Origin of the sequence: Lederbergia graminis (assembly GCF_042655485.1) — a bacterium.
Taxonomy (GTDB): domain Bacteria; phylum Bacillota; class Bacilli; order Bacillales; family Bacillaceae_C; genus Lederbergia; species Lederbergia graminis.
Genome location: NZ_JBHSMC010000011.1, coordinates 104,898 through 121,625 on the forward strand (window position 1 = coordinate 104,898; position 16,728 = coordinate 121,625).

Genomic DNA, 16,728 nt, shown 5'->3' on the forward strand with positions numbered 1-16,728 from the left:
GATGTTATTGGGGAGTTGTTTCATCCACATTTGGAACAATCTTAGTACCTTTTTCAAGCTCAGAAAGTGCTCTCCATATAGTAAATGCAGAGTATGCTAATAAAAGTAATCCTGGTAAGATTAATAAAAATAGATTTCCATTCTTTGATTGTGCAAAATTAATTAGGTATCCTACAAATGGAATGGTAAATCCTTTGTATTCAGCAACGACATTATCTGATAAAACAAGTTCACTATCAGGTGCACCATTATTATCCCCTTTAGTGCGATACATTACTTGATTATTATTCTTAATAACTTCAACAACTCTATGGGTAACTAACATATCTTTTTCTTTCAAAAATGTAATAATGTCATTTTCTTTAAAGCGATTCATGTCACCACCTGGTTTTACTGCTATTATTGACCCAGTTTTAATTCCAGGTTCCATCGATCCAGATAATACCGTTTTCAATTCGAAGCCAAATATGGATGGTTCTCCTCCAGATGCTTTGGATGAAATTACTACAAAAATCATAAAAATGAGGGTTATAGTTAATAATGTGGTAATTACTCTACTAGACCACTTCTTAACAACTTTTAATGTTTTTGATTTCATTATATTCACCTTATATTCACCTTCCATTTTCAGTAGAAGTTTCTGTTTCGGTCCCATCTACTTCTACCTCTACATTAGATTTTTCATTAGCTGGTTGATTATTTAGCGATTCTTCATTTTCTTCTTTATTTTCTTGTTGAGTTTGCTCTTCAACTGCTTCTTTATTCTCACTCTCATCCTTAGACGCTTCAGTATCCAATTCTGGTTCAATTTCATCTTGTTGATTAATAGAATTTCTCTCATTTTCAGTACTTTCTACAGGTTGTTCTTCCATAACTTCTTCTTCCTTCTCAAGTAATTCTTCACTAGATTCTTGGTCTGTACTAGCTTCTTCTTTACTTTTTTGATCTGTGGTTATCTCCTCATCGGTAGTTTTTTTATTATTTTCTTCATTTGATTCCTCAGTCTTTACTTTCTGGCAATGTATTCTTACTTTTTCGCTCCAAATTTCATATTTATTTTCATAATCCCCCTTATAACCATCCCGCTGTAATGCTTTAAAGATATACCAGCCCTCTTTACTCGCGTCATATGTAAGACTAGTTATTTCCCCTGCTTCTAATGGCTCTATTACTCCATCAGCTATTTTCTTTCCGTGTTTCTCTGGATTACCATTTTTTTCGGAATAATATATTTCATACTTAGTAGAGTCAGTCATAGTCTGACCTATATTCTTTATATCTACAGAAATGCTTAATGGAGGACATCCTTGAATAACTTGTGTTCCTTTTCCTATAAATTGCAAGTCACTCTTATCCCACCAATATTTTGCGGTAGATATAGATGATTTAGTTTCTGCAATACCACTTAAATAGGCAACTGTGTTGGAGGTTAATAATGTAAAAGAAAGAAGTAACAAATATAGAATAGTAACTATTTGAACAGTTATTATCAACTTTTTATGTTTATTACGATACTTCATCAATCGTGACTTCCTCATCATTCATACCTCCTCCAAGGATTAAATTTATTTACTTTCATGAATCTATAAATTACTTTATAAAATCATGATAATAAACAAACAGGTAGGAAAGATGAGGAAGTCTCATCTTTCCCAAAATCAAATTATCTTTGTTCACCATCAGTTTGGTAACCCTCGAATGTCCAGTTAAGCTCTAGTTCTAAACCTTGAAGATCATTTTGTCTGTCACCAGTTTCATCAAATCTAAATTGGACATCAAAACTTGCTTCATCACCTGATTCAATACCAGAAACTTCAGTAATTTGATCTTCATATTGTGGTGGAATAATCCATCCAAAGATTGGAAGCCAAAATCCTGGGTATGTCATGATCCTTTCAATATCAATTTTAGTCGCCAACTCATCAGGAGTTAAATCTCTTAAATCCTTTAGAGATATTGAAGCAATTACCTCATGATCTGCATCACCTGATGTATTATTCATAAAATCTACTATGATAGAATCAGCATATTTGTCTGCTAAGGTGCTACCTACTGCAACTCCATTCTTTTTAACCGTATAACTCGTTTTAAGGTCTACATATTTCATATCTAAAGATCCATTGTTTATTAAATTAAAAGTTCTAGGAATCCAATCACCTGGTTTTAAATCTTCTAGATTGACAATAGTAGTTGGATCAACATCTAATACGACAGTTCCGGAAGCAAACGTATTTGTTTGTACAGCTGTGTCACTGAAATACGCATATGTACCGCCTCCGATTAATGATAAACCTAGTGCTGCTGAAGCTACCCCTAAACCTAACTTCTTTTTCAAACTCATTCTTTTTTCCTCCTCTTTTTCTCTTAATGTTTTTTATATTGAACCCTTATGAATCCATAAGGAATTTCAACCAGTTTTGAAATTGTTGATTTTGTTCTTGGTGAAGTTCGTTATCGTTCTCTTTAGCGAATCACTATGTTGAGTATAAAACATACTCTCTTACATTCAAAACTTCAAAATTAGCCGTTTTTTCTCTATAAAGAACACTTATCGTTCGTTTTCACGAAATTGCTCTTGTTTTCTTACTATTTTGTGATTTTATTAAGAACAATTTGTTTCTTATAATGAACACACGAGGTCATATTACATAATTTAAGGAGAAGGAAGATGATTGGTGAAAGAATTAGGAATCTAAGAGAGAAAAAAGGGCTTTCCATGACAGAGCTTGCGCGGCGAGCCGGTGTTTCCAAGTCGTACTTAAGTTATATAGAACGTAATGTTCAGAAGAATCCTTCTCTACAATTTCTATCTAAAATCGCACTGACGCTTGATACTACGATTGAATTTTTGTTAGGTGAAGACACGACAGATGCTAGTGAAGTGCTGGATCAAGAATGGGCCTTTCTTTTACAACAAGCTATTGATGAAGGATTGAGTAAAGAAGATTTCGAAGAGTTTCAGGAGTTTCTAAGATTTCGCAAGTGGAAAATTGAACAAGATGGGTTGGATCATCGTTCCAAATTGAAATGAGGGAGTGTTGGGGATGGAGACTTCATTCAATCAAAAAGAGAGATTAGATCCTGAATGGGTGCAGTTGTTTTTATATGCTAAGGAATTAGGTATTTCGAGACAAGAATTGGAAGCGTTTTTAAGAAAGGATATTGAAAGTGATCATGAGAACAGCACACTATAGGTAACGAAAAAATGACCAACAACTTTGCTGGTCATTTTGTTTGTTCTTTTTTACCTTTTCTCCCACTAATCGTTCCTTCCATCGACATCGGTGCATTCATATCAACTAGGAATAGTACAATCGTAGAATCAGTTACAGTTGTAATAGACGGGATAGGTTTTTCCAAATCTGTAAGTGCTTCTAGTTTTTTAAAAGATTGCCCTTCTACTTGAATTTCTCCATCCAAAACATATAAAAATGGCTGGAATCTTTGATAGACAGGGATTTCTAGCTGATCTCCTTGTTTCGGATGGGCATCGAGAATATAGACATTTTGCCTAACATGCAGAGGAGCTTCACTTCCTTCTGGCCCCACCATCACATACCAGTCTCGGTTGGATTCTGGTTTTTCATGAAATTGAATCAGCGGTTCCAGGTCCGTATCTTTTGGTCTTACGAAGATTTGCAGCATCTCGACGTGATCATGCTTCACTTTTTCTTCATGCCAAAAGCTAGATCCAGCATTCATGAGCATAAGATTTCCAGGGGTTACCGGCACTTCCAAGCCTGTAGAATCTTTATGATACATCGTCCCTTTCCAAACATAGCTTAGTATCTCATCATTCACATGCTCATGCATTTTAATTGTAATTCCTTTTTTCATCGTTGCATGATCAATCATACTTAATGGTCCAAACGCGAAATCTCCACTCAAATCTTCCAGTAAGTCACCTGGTTGAATTCGAGTAATTGTAATCGGTCCTCTATATGGTTGAGTATGTTTATCAGCAGTTAATTTTCTTAACATAGATTGGTCACCTTCTATAGCGCTTTTTACCGTTCGTGTCTATAACTAATTATACACAAAAGGAAACTTCCGTTATATTAATAAGAAAAGAGATGAAAGGAGCAAGGCCCATGATTTCTCAAGCAACTCTTCAAAACGCAACGGAGGCTGCACAGCTTGCGTTACTGCTCTGGCCCGATCATACGTTGCAAGAATTAGTAGATGAAATGGAGGAATTTATTCAAAGTGAGGATTCGGCTGTATTTTTAGCTTTTCATGATAATGAAGCGATTGGGTTTGCGCATTGTCAATTGCGATTTGATTATGTGGAAGGTACGAGTACGAGTCCTGTCGGTTATTTAGAAGGAATCTTTGTAAAAGACGAGTTTCGTAAGCAAGGGTTTGCTCGAAAATTAGTGCTAGCTTGTGAGCAGTGGGCGCGAGAAAAAGGCTGTACAGAATTTGCGAGTGATTGTGAATTAGACAATGCAGATAGTTTGAAAATGCATGTAAAATTAGGATTCGACGAGGCGAATCGGATTATTTGTTTTACGAAAAAAATATAAAGAAAGAAGGATAGATGAATCAAACTCGGTTCCTCTATCCTTACGGCTTTCTCAACTTTGCTTATTATTTTTAATGGAGTAAATCAATGCACCGGCTATTGTCCCAAACGATATGCCAAACGCAGGACCCACAATTTGTATAAATGTACTATCGAACATGAACCCAATCAAACTAATGAGGGAACCTGCAAATATTCCAAACGTTATTCCATAGGCGACATAGTTTCCAAGTTTCTTATTATTTGTATCCTGTGACATGGACACACACTCTCCCTTCGACTGTGCCTACTCCCTTTTCACTTTTATACGATACACATTGAAAATGGTTTCACTAACCAAAAAAAGACCAAATCCATTTTGATTTGGTCTTTATCTCATCCGAGTTGTAAAGTGTAACCATTTATGTCTTAACAAGTATATATGGCGATCCTTCATGTTTTCATACCAATATTGGATTCCATATAATAAATACGCTTTATAGTGAATGTAGAAAAAGAACTGTAATGTATTTAAATTATTGAGACGAATGATTTTCATCGCTTTTAGGATTTTCATGACAACAGCCGCAAAAATGCCATCAAAGATTGCATTTAGTAAAATAAACTTTTTAAAATTGCCGTACGATAATTTTAACAGCCATAATGTGACCGGCATATAAGGCCCTATGCTAAACGGTAATTCATTTAGTAGAAATGAATTACTTCTACCGTAAAACGTCCACCATTTTCGTTTCTTTCCGTACATATGATTTAGAATTTCAAACACAATAATAAATATGCCAGTGAAGGAAAAGCGTTTAAAGCTTCTTTTTCCTATAAATAACACCGAAAGCCACGGAAAGATAATCAGTACCATGTTAAAAATAAACTTTTTATTTAGCTTCAACTATTCTCCCTACCCTCTGTCATTTTCTTCTAGTTAAATTAACCAAAAAGTGAAAATGTATACGGGATAGAGAGGTAATAATTATCTTTGTAAATCTGGATAAAGTTTAATCATGGCATCTGAAATCATATCGGCCATTTCTCTGGCTTGTTTTTCAATTTCATCATAAATGGCAATATCTTTTTCATAATCTTTATTGATCATGGAGATTGCTTCATCCTTCGTCAACCTTAAATGCGTGTAGAACATGTCTCTCACTTCATTTTCCTCGAGGTATGGGTTCACACTGTTCAAGAATACAGCAATTTCATCAGCGTTTTGATACCATTTTCTTTCTGCTGTTTCCGCAGCTTGTGCATCTCCAGCAATAGCAGCTTTTACAAGATCAGCCGCAATGAGAAGGTGTTCCTTAATTAAAGTAGCATACGTATCTGCAGCTACATCACCATAAATCGGGCGGAACATATCCCCCATATCTGTTGCATTTTTCAAGAGTCGAGCAAGAACGAATTCGATGTCAGGAAGATTAAACGTTAAACTAATAATTGCCATTCTCGTCCAAGCTACATGTTCTTCCCACAAACTGCGTTCATTTCTCATTAACTCTACTTCTCTTGGCGTGATACAATCCTTTTGTCGCTGTAAAGTAGGAATAAATAACTCCTGGCCAACAAAAAGATAATACGGATTCACATATGGATTCGCTGCATAAAGCTCCTCAGCGTTCAAAGCAAATTGACGTGCTAATCCCCAAAAGCTATCCCCTGGCTGCACGCTATACCTTACTCCCTCATGATAATTTCTGTACATGGCATATCCCCCTAGATGTAATAATACTATTTCGCCATATCATTGTATTCGTCTAGGCATATGTAGTGAAAAACAATTAGCATTAGGCACTTATCTGTTTCTTACTCCCGGAATATGCTATGATTCTAGTATTATATTAGTAAAGGAAGTTATACGATTGATGAATGTCCCTGTCCTTTTTGAGGACAATCATTTATTATTTGTGGAAAAACCGGTGAATGTTCCGGTTCAAGAAGATAGTTCGCGAGATATGGATTTACTTACTTTTTTAAAGGAAGATATAAAAATTCGCTACAATAAACCAGGGAATGTGTACCTTGGACTTCTACACCGATTGGATCGACCTGTTGGAGGCGTGATGGTTTTTGCGAAAACATCAAAAGCAGCATCCCGGCTATCGGATGCGTTTCGCACTCATTCCGTTACGAGAAAATATCTGGCCGTTGTCCGAGGGAAGCTGCCAAAGAAACAGGATGTTCTAGTCGATTATTTAGTAAAAGATGCGAAAAAAAATATGGTGTACTCGGTTGAGTCGACTCATAAAGAAGCGAAAAAAGCTATATTAGAATATAAAGTGATTCATAGTAAGGGAGATTTTAGTTTACTTTCTGTTCAATTGCATACAGGAAGACCCCACCAAATTCGTGTCCAGCTTGCCGCACGTGGCACCCCACTTTTTGGCGATCAAAAGTATGGAAAAGCTGTTAATCAGCCTTGCCAACAAATCGCACTTTGGTCCCATTCACTTACATTAATCCATCCAACCAAAAAAGAGGAAATACACGTCACGTCCCCGACACCAAATGAGTATCCGTGGAATATTTGGTAGAAAGCCTCTAATATGATGTAGACTTACTATTCGTAAATACCTGATTCAGGAACTAAAAAACGCTTGGAAAAAATCCAAGCGTTTTTATTATTTAAGGGAATACACCTCGAGAAAACCCTTACAAATTACTCCTCGTCACTGCCACGATAGCGTTGATATGGGAGTGCATTCCATACGCGGTATTGCAGTTCTTCTGCGCGCAATGGTGATGGAATGTCCGCAATGATTTTTTTCGCAACTTCTAATTCAAGTTCAGCTTCTTCTTTATTTTGATACATAAATTCATCCGATGCTTGTTTCGGTGCGTTTTTCACTTTTTCTTCTAAATTTTCCACAACCATTTCTTGTTGTCTCTTAATCGATTCACGTGCATCGGCTACCCAATCTGGTTGAGTGGACCGCAATGTATCGGTTAAATAACTAAATTCCGCATAAATATCACGGTAAATCCGGTCTGCATTGGACCTAACGTCATTGATTGCTGCCTCTAAGTCTTCGATTGTGAGCTCTTCAACTGCAAGTGGTTGATTTCGTTTCGTTCCGCCGAGTCTAGATGTATGTAAGTAATAAGGGAAGATACTCTTGATTGTTTTTCCAACTGGTGCAATTGCTTGATTATTGACGTCGACACCTTTTGGTTGCACCCCTTGCATCGCAATGCGCGCTGATTCTGGTCGAACAATTTCTTTCGGAGGTAGCACACCATAGCGCAATAATTCTCGAATTCCTGTACCAGAAATATTAATTTTATAGCGATCCTCATGGGGACAAGTTTGCACTGTTCCTAAGCTGTCACATCGAGTACAGTAAAATACTTCATGGAACAAGCGAATATCGATTCCTAATTCTTCTTTTGTATACTCATCAAAAATCGTATGACTTGCATATTTATCGTAATAATCACCAACACCTGCATGGTCACGACCGATCAATGCATGTGTACAGCCATAATTTTTCATAATTAAGGCATGAAGAACTGCCTCACGGGGTCCTGCAAAAATATATGTAACCCGAAGTGGCGCCAGAATCGTTCTTTCTTTCGGATAATACGTATCTAGTACACTACGATAAGACAGCATCCGAAATTCATGTCTTGTGTATTCGCGTTTTGCAAGCTCCACTAGTGGTTGAACAAATAAACCATCCAGCTCTTCTAACGCATTGCGATGAATATATTCATGTCCGCGGTGCAATGGATTCGCTCCTGTAATAAATCCACCTACAGAACGAAACTTTTTATCTTCATAAAATAGTTTCCAAGTGTCCTTCGGTTCCATTCTTAAACTTTCAAATGGTCCCCAATGGACGCGGCGCAGTAGTTGAATAGGCCCGCCTAATGCCGTATCTCCCATTCTACGATAAATGGCATCGACTCCAGGATGGTTACGGTCATTCGTTCCAAACAGATTTTTTGCGCGGAACTCCCTGTCATAATAAAAAATGTCGTCCAATTTTAATATCGCCACAGGTTCACGAGTTTCATCCGCAAGTGCTACTTCATCCCCTACCGATAACGATTGGATGACTTGCTTATTTCTATCTCCTATTGGCGCAAAGCTAAGTGGAACTGGCCACACTAACCCATTTTTCAGACGACCGGTTGTGAGAACTGACTTATAATCCTCCTCGACCATAAAGCCTTCATTCGGAGATAATACGCCCGTTGCTATCATCTCAAGCGTTATTACCGCCTCCAAATCAACCATGATCATCGGTAACTGCTTCGCTCTTTCCATTGCTTCATCACGTTCTGCACCTGTTAGAACGCGATTCACTAACTTCCCACCATGTGGCTGCTGTGGGTAAGTATTTAATTTCTCTACACTCACCATTTTCGCATCTTGACTCATCAAATCTCCTCCTTTCTATTTCTATTCGCTTGATTCCCCATATTTCCTTCTATTTTTTTATAGGAAAGAAGTAAGTTTTTGTATTTAGGGATTTTTTGATTCGAAAAATGAATAGGTCTGTCGCATCTATTTGGATGGACAGACCATTTCGGTGCTTACGAAAAATCAAATATATATGGTAAGGCTTCTTTAATATAATCTTCGGGTGTAATGGTTTGGCTATTTCTTCTCCATTCGACGGATGCACCATACAGACCCCAACTTAACATGACAGCCGTAACTTTTAGTGCATCATCTTCTTGTATATTGTGCTTTTTTAACAAAAGTTGATAAAAGATAATTTCCAATTGGTCGCGAATAATTCTTGCAATCGTGTCCTCATAGCCGCGATGACAACGATTCGATAAGGAAAGTTGAAACGTTGTAATTGCTTCGAAAATATTAATAATTACTTCTTCTGTTAGTCCTCTTTCTTCATAGTTTTCCTTATCCAAGTTAATCAATAATTCTTCAGAAAGGACTTTTTCCAATAAATCATAAATGTCCTGAAAATGATAATAAAATGTGGCACGATTGATCATAGCTTCCGTTGTAATGTCTTTTACCGTTATATCTTTAAACTCTTTTTTACTAGAAAGATCAATGAAAGCATTCATAATATTTTTACGAGTACGCTGAATGCGCAGATCTGTTTTTGGTTCACTCATGTTGCATCCCCCTACTTTTTAAACACTTATCGGAATGTGTTGTATATCCTACATTTCCAATTATCTATTGGTACGTATGATTTTTATTATGGACTATAATCAAGTTACAAACAAATAAAAGAAACTAATAATACAGAAAAGTGAGGAGATTTATGATGTCGAATAATTTAATTTGTGATCTTGAAACGGGAATTTGTGGAGTACCAGGGGAAGAAGAATTGGAAGTAGTTGATTTCAATCAACCAGCGAAAACAATCGATTTATACTATGTTACTGATCCTATTTGTTCCCATTGCTGGGCTTTAGAACCAACACTACGTCGTTTAAAAGAAGAATATGGGCAATATTTCAATTTCCATACAGTCATGGGTGGGTTATTAGAAAAATGGGGTGGCGGTCCAGTAGACCCGGGTAACGGCATATTCGGACCTGCAGATGTTGCTGGACACTGGAGAGAAGTTGGGGAATATTCACGTATGCCAATTGATGGATCTGTGATGGTTCATGATCCAGTGCAATCCTCCTTCCCTCCATCACGCGTATATAAAGTAATTCAACAACAACATGGCGCAGAGAAAGCAGATGAGTTTTTACGCCAAGCAAGAGAAGCTTTGTTCGCCTTTAACCAAAATATTTCTGCTGATGCGAAATTAATCGAACTTGTGAATGAAATCGGCTTAGATGGTGAGAAAATTGTAAAAGAGGCTGAAGGCGAACTTGGGCAACAATTATTAATGGAAGACTTTGTGCTAAAAAGTAAACTCGGCGTGCGCGGATTCCCAACGATTGTCATGGTGAACGAAGACAATAAAGGTGTAAAAGTAGTTGGTAGCCGTCCATTAGACTTTTATGTTTCAGCACTGAAGCAAGTGAGTGATAAAGAGGAACTAAAAGCAAACAAGCTTCCAGCACTTTCTGAATTACTTGCGAAAGAAAAATTACTGTTCGCGAAAGAAATAGAGGTAATGTACGACCTTGAGAAAGCAGATCTTGATGGCTTTATCGCAGAGCAATTGCCAGCGGGTACATTTGAAGAAAATGAATTGCTTGGGGAGAAGTATTTTGTGAGTAAGTGATAATGGGGAGAGGGCTGTCCGATGGTGGGCAGCCTTTTTTCTATGTGGTTGTGTGATGTTGCGTGACCTGGTCGGGTTTATTGGTTGGGTGGTGGGTATGGTGGGGTTGGTGCTTCGTGACGACTTTGGGCTATTTTATTGTGAGGTGGACACGATGGGAGGCGTTGCGTGACTGCTTCTGCCTTTATTCTCGTGAGGTGGTAACGATGGAGGCTGCGGCGTTACCGCTTCTGCATTTTTTCTCGTGAGGTAGTAACGATGGAGGCTACTGCGTTACCTCTTCATCCATTTTTCTCGCGAGGCGGGCACGTTGAACGGTCCTGCGTTACCTCCTTCTCCTTTTCCCTTCCGAGCTGGGCACGATGAAGCCTGCTGCGTTACCACTTCATCCATTTTTCTCGCGAGGTGGGCACGATGAACGCCGCTGCGTGACCGCTTCAGCCTTTTTTCTCATGAGGCGGGCACGATGAACGCTCCTGTGTTACCACTTCTGCATTTTTTCTAGTGAGGTGGTAACGATGGACGCTGTTGCGTTACCACTTCATCCATTTTTCTCGCAAGGCGGGCACGATGAAGGCTCCTGAGTGACCTCCTCACCCCATTTTCTGCAAGGCGGGCACGATGAAGTCTGCTGCGTTACCACTTCATCCAATTTTCTCGCGAGGTGGGCACGATGAACGTCGTTGAGTGACCACTTCAGCCTTTAATCTCGCGAGCCGGGCACGATGAACGCCGCTGCGTGACCGCTTCAGCCTTTTTTCTCATGAGGCGGGCACGATGAACGCTCCTGTGTTACCACTTCTGCATTTTTTCTAGTGAGGTGGTAACGATGGACGCTGTTGCGTGACTGCTTATGCCTTTATTCTCGTGAGGTGGTAACGATGAAGCCTGCTGCGTGACCGCTTCACCATACTCACTTTCAAACAGGGCACGTTAAACAACAACGTGCAACCTCCTCCCTCCTCCTCCCTTCCAAAGTGGGGAAGAGAGGTACTCCTGCGCGAGCAACCTCTACTCCTTACACCTCACCAACAAAAATGAGAGGCAGCTTATTTAAAAGCTGCCTCTCTCTTTCTATAGATATTTCGCTGTAATGGATCTTTCACATTCAAGTATTCCAGCTGGTGGGCCTTCATAAAGGATTTCACCGCCGCCGGTTCCGCCATCAGGACCTAGGTCAATAATCCAGTCGCTTCTGCGAATGACGTCTAAGTTGTGCTCAATGACGATAACCGTGTTTCCTTTTTTCACTAGTTTATTAATGATATCTAGGATGTTGGATACATCGGACATATGCAGTCCTGTAGTTGGTTCGTCGAGAATATAAATATTCCCTTTTTTATTGAGTTCTTTTGCTAGTTTCAGTCGTTGGCATTCGCCGCCAGATAGTGTGTTTAAAGGTTGTCCTAAAGACAAGTAGCCGAGACCAACTGTTTCTAGGCTTTTTAGTTTTCTAAGAATGTCTTTTGCTTCGAAAAATTCTAGCGCTTCCGTTACGGACATATCCATGACATCCACGATGTTTTTTCCTTTATAGAGGTATTGTAGTACTTCCTGTTTATAGCGATTTCCGTTACATTCCGTACACTCAACTTCAACGGCTTCCATGAAGGATAGGTTAAGTTGGATTGATCCTGTTCCACCGCATGCTTCACAGCCACCAATAGAGTTATAGCTAAACAAGCCACTTTTCACATCATTTTCATCTGAAAAGACTTTGCGTATGGCGTTCATGATATCAGAAAATGTTGCTGGGTTCGAACGAACGTTAGCATGAACAGCACTTTGGTCAATTCGGATTGCGTCTGGATAATCTTTTGCAAACACTTGATTAACGAGAGTACTTTTACCTGATCCGGCCACACCTGTCACTACCGTGAAGACTCCTACCGGAACACGTAAGCTTACATTTTTCAAATTGTGGAGACTACTTTTTCTACTTTCTAGAAAATCAGATACTACTCTAGGTTGATCATTTATTTCTGCTTTTCGATTTAAATAGTTTCCAGTGATTGTGTCTGATGTTAATAAACCTTCATAGCTACCGGTGTACATGATGTTTCCGCCAGCAGCACCTGCTTGTGGTCCAACATCGACGATATGATCGGCAATTTGAATGACATCTGGATCATGTTCTACTACTAACACTGTATTGCCTCGATCACGTAGCTTCACTAACAATTCATTTAGGCGGTACACATCACGGGGATGTAAACCTGTACTAGGTTCATCAAAAATATATAAAAGCCCAGTCAAATTGCTAGATAAGTATTTCACCATTTTTACCCGTTGTGATTCTCCACCAGAAAGTGAAGGAGTTTCTCGAGTTAAAGTCATATAACTTAAGCCTATATCACAAAGGTTTTGTAGTCGTTCCATAATACCATCGACAATTGGCTTTGCATTTTTGTCCGCAATTTCAGGTAGAACTTTTATCAATTCATCCAATTGCATAGATGTGAGGTCATAAATAGAATAGCCGTTGATTTTGGAAGAAAGAACTTTTTCATTAAAACGAGCACCTTCACATGTAGGACAGGTTTTAACCGTCGTAAAATTTTTGAATTTCTGTTCTGCTTGTTTCGACTTTTCTCGATCATTTTTCACATTCACGCGCATGAATTTTACGGCAATTCCTTCATAAGTAGAGTTAAATTCTTCTCCCTTATATGTCACCGTTACTTTTTCAGGTTCAGCATAAAGTAGTTTATCTAACTCTTCTTCTGAGTAGTCTTTTAGTTTTTTATCATTATCAAAGTATCCAGTTTCCGCATATGCTTTCCATTGCCATGTTCCTGGTGCAAAGCCTGGTAATAAAATAGCGCCTTCGTTTAATGACTTGTCCATATCGAAGGCCGTTTCTGTATTGAGCGCAATATTACTACCTATTCCTTCACATGTCGGGCACATACCAATAGGATCATTAAAAGAATAAGCATTTGCGTATCCAATTTGTGGTTCTGCAAATCTTGAAAATAGTATTCTAAATAGAGGATTTATGTCTGTAGCGGTTCCCAGGGTGGATCTTGCATTTCCTCCAAGGCGTTTCTGGTCCACGACAATAGCTGTTGATAGGTTATGTATTTCATCTACTTCCGGTCTACCATATTTCGGCAAAAACTGACGCGCAAAGCTACTAAATGTTTCATTTAATTGGCGCCCAGCTTCTTGCGCAATCGTATCAAACACAATAGAAGATTTTCCTGATCCCGATACACCTGTAAAAATAGTAATCTTTCCCTTTGGAATTCGAAGATCAACATTTTTCAAGTTATTCTCGCGAGCATTGCGGATCTCAATAAAGTCCTGCTTCAACTACATCCTCTCCTTCGTACTATATATAGTGCCTATCTATATTAGCAAAAGAAAGCAGCCCCTACAATCATAAAAAGGAATTTCATGAGGACTGCTTTCTTAAGATAGATTTTTTATTGGTGATGGTGATGATGCATTGCATCTCTTTTCGTTCTATGAACTGTACCAAAAGGGTGTTCTGGTGGAGCATAAATCGAATATAGCTTCAATGGCTTTCTACCAGTATTGACAATGTTATGCCACTTCCCCGCTGGGACCATGATGGCATCATCATCCGTTACTCCTCTTTCAAAATTAAGATGATCACGTGAATCCCCCATCCTTACAATACCTTGGCCGTCTTCGATACGAAGGAATTGGTCAACATGAGGATGCATTTCTAAACCGATATCAGCGCCAACACCTAAACTCATCAGCGTTACTTGCAAATGATTCCCCGTCCAAATCGCGGTTCGAAATGTCTTATTTTTCTTTGTTGCATCTTCAATATTCACTACGTAAGGCTGTTTCCCATGATCTCGCGAAACCCGATTCATCTCTAAGTATGGGTATTGTTGATAAGGTTGATACATTTCATGTGGAAATTGCCCATACATTGGTTGGACATACATTGGTCTAGTCATATAATAAGGATGCACATACGGTACATTATACATAGATCCACTTCCCCTTTTCTATAATCAGGGTATTGTATGCATATTTCCTAAGAAATGTTTTTCTTTTATGGCTTAGCATTCTCACTTTGTGGCGGGATATCCATGAAAATTGGTGCAAAATTCAGATATCTACTGTACAATAACATTAAGTGGAAAATGCAATTCTTGAAAGGAGAATTGGTGAGTGATTAATATATTCGTTGGACTATTCTTCATTTTTTTCAGAACCAATATTAGCTTTTTTGATGTCGGAATTATTTTTTATGTAACAAATGTAATAGGATACATATCGTTATTTTTCGGGATAAAAGAATTAAGCATTACGAATGAAAAACTTAATAAAATTCAACCTTATGTCGTTGTTATGATGGTTCATAGTTTCGTTTTTTTATTACTAGATGCTTTTAAAATATCTCCGTTACATATTGGATTAATAAATTCATACACTGAATTTTTAGCTCTAGTGGGACTTGTGTTTATTGTAGCTGGAATGCTCATGATATTTGTTATTATTTTCCAATTGTTAGATGGATTTACAGATCAATTTGATGCAGCGATGAGCACAAAGCTACTATATAATCTTACAACTGTTATGTTGTTCACCTCCATCCTGGCAGTGGTAAGCTCCATCTTTAATATTATTCCAATTGTTGAGCAAAGTTTAACGGGGCTATTATCACTAGTAAATGTACTATTTTTAATTAGCTATTATCGAGCTTTTCTTGTGAAAAAAGTAAAACTGACATAAAAGAGTCAGACCCCATTATTTAGGGTCTGACCTTTTTTATTGCTCTCTTATTTTCACTTCGTTGTTTGTTTCACCTACGAGGTTTCTAAAGTCATTGCCAGATGGGTTTTGGAATAGGCGTAGGCCAAATTCCGGGGCAACTGCGAATAGGTGGTCGAAAATGTCACCTTGAATTGATTCGTACACTGCCCACCTTATATCACTTGTAAAGCAGTAAATTTCCATTGGCACGCCATTTTCCGTTGGAGCTAGTTGACGAACCATTAACGTCAATTCTTTATTAATGCCAGGATGGCGTTGTAAATAATTACTGATATAGGCTCTAAATACACCAATATTCGTGAGTGCCCGGCCATTAACTGGATTACTGCGGTTCACATGATGTGTTTCATTATACTCCGCAATTTCTTTTTCCCGGTTAATAATATAGTCTTTTAAAACATCAATGTGTTTAAATTTTTCAATTTGCTCTGGTGTACAAAATGAAATACTATTTTTATCAATAAATAACGAGCGTTTGATTCGTCGTCCACCTGTTTCCTGCATTCCTCTCCAGTTTTTAAATGAATCTGAAATGAGTGCATAACTCGGAATCATCGTAATCGTTTTATCCCAGTTTTGGACTTTTACCGTATTTAACGAAATATCAATGATATCCCCATCAGCCTCATACTTCGGCATTTCGATCCAGTCGCCTACACGGACCATATCATTGGTTGCCAACTGAATACCGGCTACGAGACCTAAAATGGAATCTTTAAAAATCAACATGAGAACAGCTGATAGCGCACCAAGACCACTTAAAATAAGGAGTGGATTTTTACCAATTAAGTTGGCAATAACGAGAATGATTGCAAAGATGATCATGATGATCTTCACAACCTGGATGAATCCTTTTATCGGGCGCATTTTAGAAACTTCAAATGTTTGATAAATATCATTGATTGCATTCAACAGGCTATTCATGATAGCTAGAACAACCAAGATGACATACACAGTGACGCCTTTGACAATTAAATCCTCAAAATTTTCACCAAAGGAGTTCCTAAAATTATAAATGATAATTGCTGGAACGATATGCGATATTTTCCGAAAAACCTTTCGTTCTAACAGGATATTATCCCATTCAAATCTATTATTTTTTATGATATGCGTAATAATTCGGATGATAATCTTCTTCGTGATTAAATTCGCTATAAAACAAATTAGCGCGATAAAAATAATCATTGCAATAGTAGAAAGATATTTCACGGAAGTTGGACCGAATCCAAAGTCGACTAACTGTTCTCTAATAAACTGCATAATCCTCCTCCTTTTCGGATAGGT

Annotated in this window: 18 protein-coding genes; 6 read left to right on the forward strand and 12 right to left on the reverse strand. The window is 38.1% G+C overall.

All coding sequences use genetic code 11. From position 1 onward, the window contains the following. Window positions 1-4: 4 nt before the first annotated feature. The 3 genes from sipW to ACFPM4_RS08530 all read right to left on the reverse strand — a co-directional run bounded on the left by sipW (window position 5) and on the right by ACFPM4_RS08530 (window position 2,341). On the reverse strand, window positions 5-598 hold the full coding sequence (gene sipW / locus ACFPM4_RS08520) for a signal peptidase I SipW (RefSeq protein WP_382350154.1): 594 nt from the start codon (window positions 596-598) through the stop codon (window positions 5-7). Between the two features lie 16 nt (window positions 599-614). Next, complete coding sequence (tapA, locus tag ACFPM4_RS08525; protein WP_382350157.1) at window positions 615-1,538, reverse strand: amyloid fiber anchoring/assembly protein TapA; 924 nt, start codon at window positions 1,536-1,538, stop codon at window positions 615-617. A gap of 125 nt (window positions 1,539-1,663) precedes the next feature. Then, window positions 1,664-2,341: a TasA family protein gene (locus ACFPM4_RS08530; protein ID WP_382350160.1), complete on the reverse strand. Its 678-nt coding sequence runs from the start codon at window positions 2,339-2,341 to the stop codon at window positions 1,664-1,666. Between the two features lie 327 nt (window positions 2,342-2,668). Here ACFPM4_RS08530 and ACFPM4_RS08535 point away from each other — a divergent pair, with 327 nt between their 5' ends. Together ACFPM4_RS08535 and ACFPM4_RS08540 are read left to right on the forward strand one after the other, a co-directional pair. After that, window positions 2,669-3,031 carry a helix-turn-helix domain-containing protein gene (locus tag ACFPM4_RS08535; RefSeq protein ID WP_382350163.1) on the forward strand — a complete coding sequence of 121 codons (363 nt, stop codon included), beginning with the start codon at window positions 2,669-2,671 and terminating at the stop codon, window positions 3,029-3,031. A gap of 13 nt (window positions 3,032-3,044) precedes the next feature. Further along, window positions 3,045-3,194, forward strand: a complete 150-nt coding sequence (locus ACFPM4_RS08540; RefSeq protein WP_382350166.1) for a hypothetical protein — start codon at window positions 3,045-3,047, stop codon at window positions 3,192-3,194. A 31-nt stretch (window positions 3,195-3,225) separates the two neighbouring features. On the opposite strand, the gene ACFPM4_RS08545 is transcribed toward ACFPM4_RS08540, so the two are convergent. Further along, a complete protein-coding gene (locus ACFPM4_RS08545) occupies window positions 3,226-3,981 on the reverse strand; it encodes a pirin family protein (RefSeq protein WP_382350169.1) in 756 nt (251 codons plus the stop codon). Window positions 3,982-4,091: 110 nt separating this feature from the next. Here ACFPM4_RS08545 and aac(6') point away from each other — a divergent pair, with 110 nt between their 5' ends. Beyond that, a complete protein-coding gene (gene aac(6'), locus ACFPM4_RS08550) occupies window positions 4,092-4,526 on the forward strand; it encodes an aminoglycoside 6'-N-acetyltransferase (RefSeq protein WP_382350172.1) in 435 nt (144 codons plus the stop codon). A 51-nt stretch (window positions 4,527-4,577) separates the two neighbouring features. Here the strand turns inward: aac(6') and ACFPM4_RS08555 are convergent, their stop codons facing one another. The 3 genes from ACFPM4_RS08555 to ACFPM4_RS08565 form a co-directional block, all read right to left on the reverse strand. Next, window positions 4,578-4,784: a hypothetical protein gene (locus ACFPM4_RS08555; RefSeq protein WP_382350175.1), complete on the reverse strand. Its 207-nt coding sequence runs from the start codon at window positions 4,782-4,784 to the stop codon at window positions 4,578-4,580. A 111-nt stretch (window positions 4,785-4,895) separates the two neighbouring features. Continuing rightward, window positions 4,896-5,381, reverse strand: coding sequence for a hypothetical protein (locus ACFPM4_RS08560; protein WP_382350178.1), 486 nt, complete (start codon window positions 5,379-5,381; stop codon window positions 4,896-4,898). A gap of 111 nt (window positions 5,382-5,492) precedes the next feature. Next, window positions 5,493-6,221 carry a LysM peptidoglycan-binding domain-containing protein gene (locus tag ACFPM4_RS08565; RefSeq protein WP_382350181.1) on the reverse strand — a complete coding sequence of 243 codons (729 nt, stop codon included), beginning with the start codon at window positions 6,219-6,221 and terminating at the stop codon, window positions 5,493-5,495. 160 nt (window positions 6,222-6,381) lie between these two features. On the opposite strand from ACFPM4_RS08565, the gene ACFPM4_RS08570 reads away from it, so the two are divergent. Further along, window positions 6,382-7,050: an RluA family pseudouridine synthase gene (locus tag ACFPM4_RS08570; RefSeq protein ID WP_382350407.1), complete on the forward strand. Its 669-nt coding sequence runs from the start codon at window positions 6,382-6,384 to the stop codon at window positions 7,048-7,050. 125 nt (window positions 7,051-7,175) lie between these two features. Here the strand turns inward: ACFPM4_RS08570 and ACFPM4_RS08575 are convergent, their stop codons facing one another. After that, window positions 7,176-8,900, reverse strand: a complete 1,725-nt coding sequence (locus tag ACFPM4_RS08575; protein WP_382350184.1) for a sulfate adenylyltransferase — start codon at window positions 8,898-8,900, stop codon at window positions 7,176-7,178. A 155-nt stretch (window positions 8,901-9,055) separates the two neighbouring features. Continuing rightward, on the reverse strand, window positions 9,056-9,607 hold the full coding sequence (locus ACFPM4_RS08580) for a TetR/AcrR family transcriptional regulator (RefSeq protein ID WP_382350187.1): 552 nt from the start codon (window positions 9,605-9,607) through the stop codon (window positions 9,056-9,058). Between the two features lie 152 nt (window positions 9,608-9,759). Here ACFPM4_RS08580 and ACFPM4_RS08585 point away from each other — a divergent pair, with 152 nt between their 5' ends. Next, window positions 9,760-10,683, forward strand: a complete 924-nt coding sequence (locus ACFPM4_RS08585; protein ID WP_382350190.1) for a DsbA family oxidoreductase — start codon at window positions 9,760-9,762, stop codon at window positions 10,681-10,683. Window positions 10,684-11,757: 1,074 nt separating this feature from the next. Here the strand turns inward: ACFPM4_RS08585 and ACFPM4_RS08590 are convergent. Together ACFPM4_RS08590 and ACFPM4_RS08595 are read right to left on the reverse strand one after the other, a co-directional pair. Continuing rightward, a complete protein-coding gene (locus ACFPM4_RS08590) occupies window positions 11,758-13,998 on the reverse strand; it encodes an ATP-binding cassette domain-containing protein (RefSeq protein WP_382350193.1) in 2,241 nt (746 codons plus the stop codon). A 113-nt stretch (window positions 13,999-14,111) separates the two neighbouring features. Next, window positions 14,112-14,654, reverse strand: a complete 543-nt coding sequence (locus ACFPM4_RS08595; protein ID WP_382350196.1) for a cupin domain-containing protein — start codon at window positions 14,652-14,654, stop codon at window positions 14,112-14,114. 184 nt (window positions 14,655-14,838) lie between these two features. Between ACFPM4_RS08595 and ACFPM4_RS08600 the strand changes: the two genes are divergently transcribed. Beyond that, the gene (locus tag ACFPM4_RS08600; protein WP_382350199.1) at window positions 14,839-15,402 is read left to right on the forward strand and encodes a hypothetical protein; all 564 of its coding nucleotides are present in this window, start codon (window positions 14,839-14,841) and stop codon (window positions 15,400-15,402) included. A gap of 36 nt (window positions 15,403-15,438) precedes the next feature. Here the strand turns inward: ACFPM4_RS08600 and ACFPM4_RS08605 are convergent, their stop codons facing one another. Next, window positions 15,439-16,704, reverse strand: a complete 1,266-nt coding sequence (locus ACFPM4_RS08605; protein ID WP_382350202.1) for a mechanosensitive ion channel family protein — start codon at window positions 16,702-16,704, stop codon at window positions 15,439-15,441. Between the last annotated feature and the right edge of the window lie 24 nt (window positions 16,705-16,728).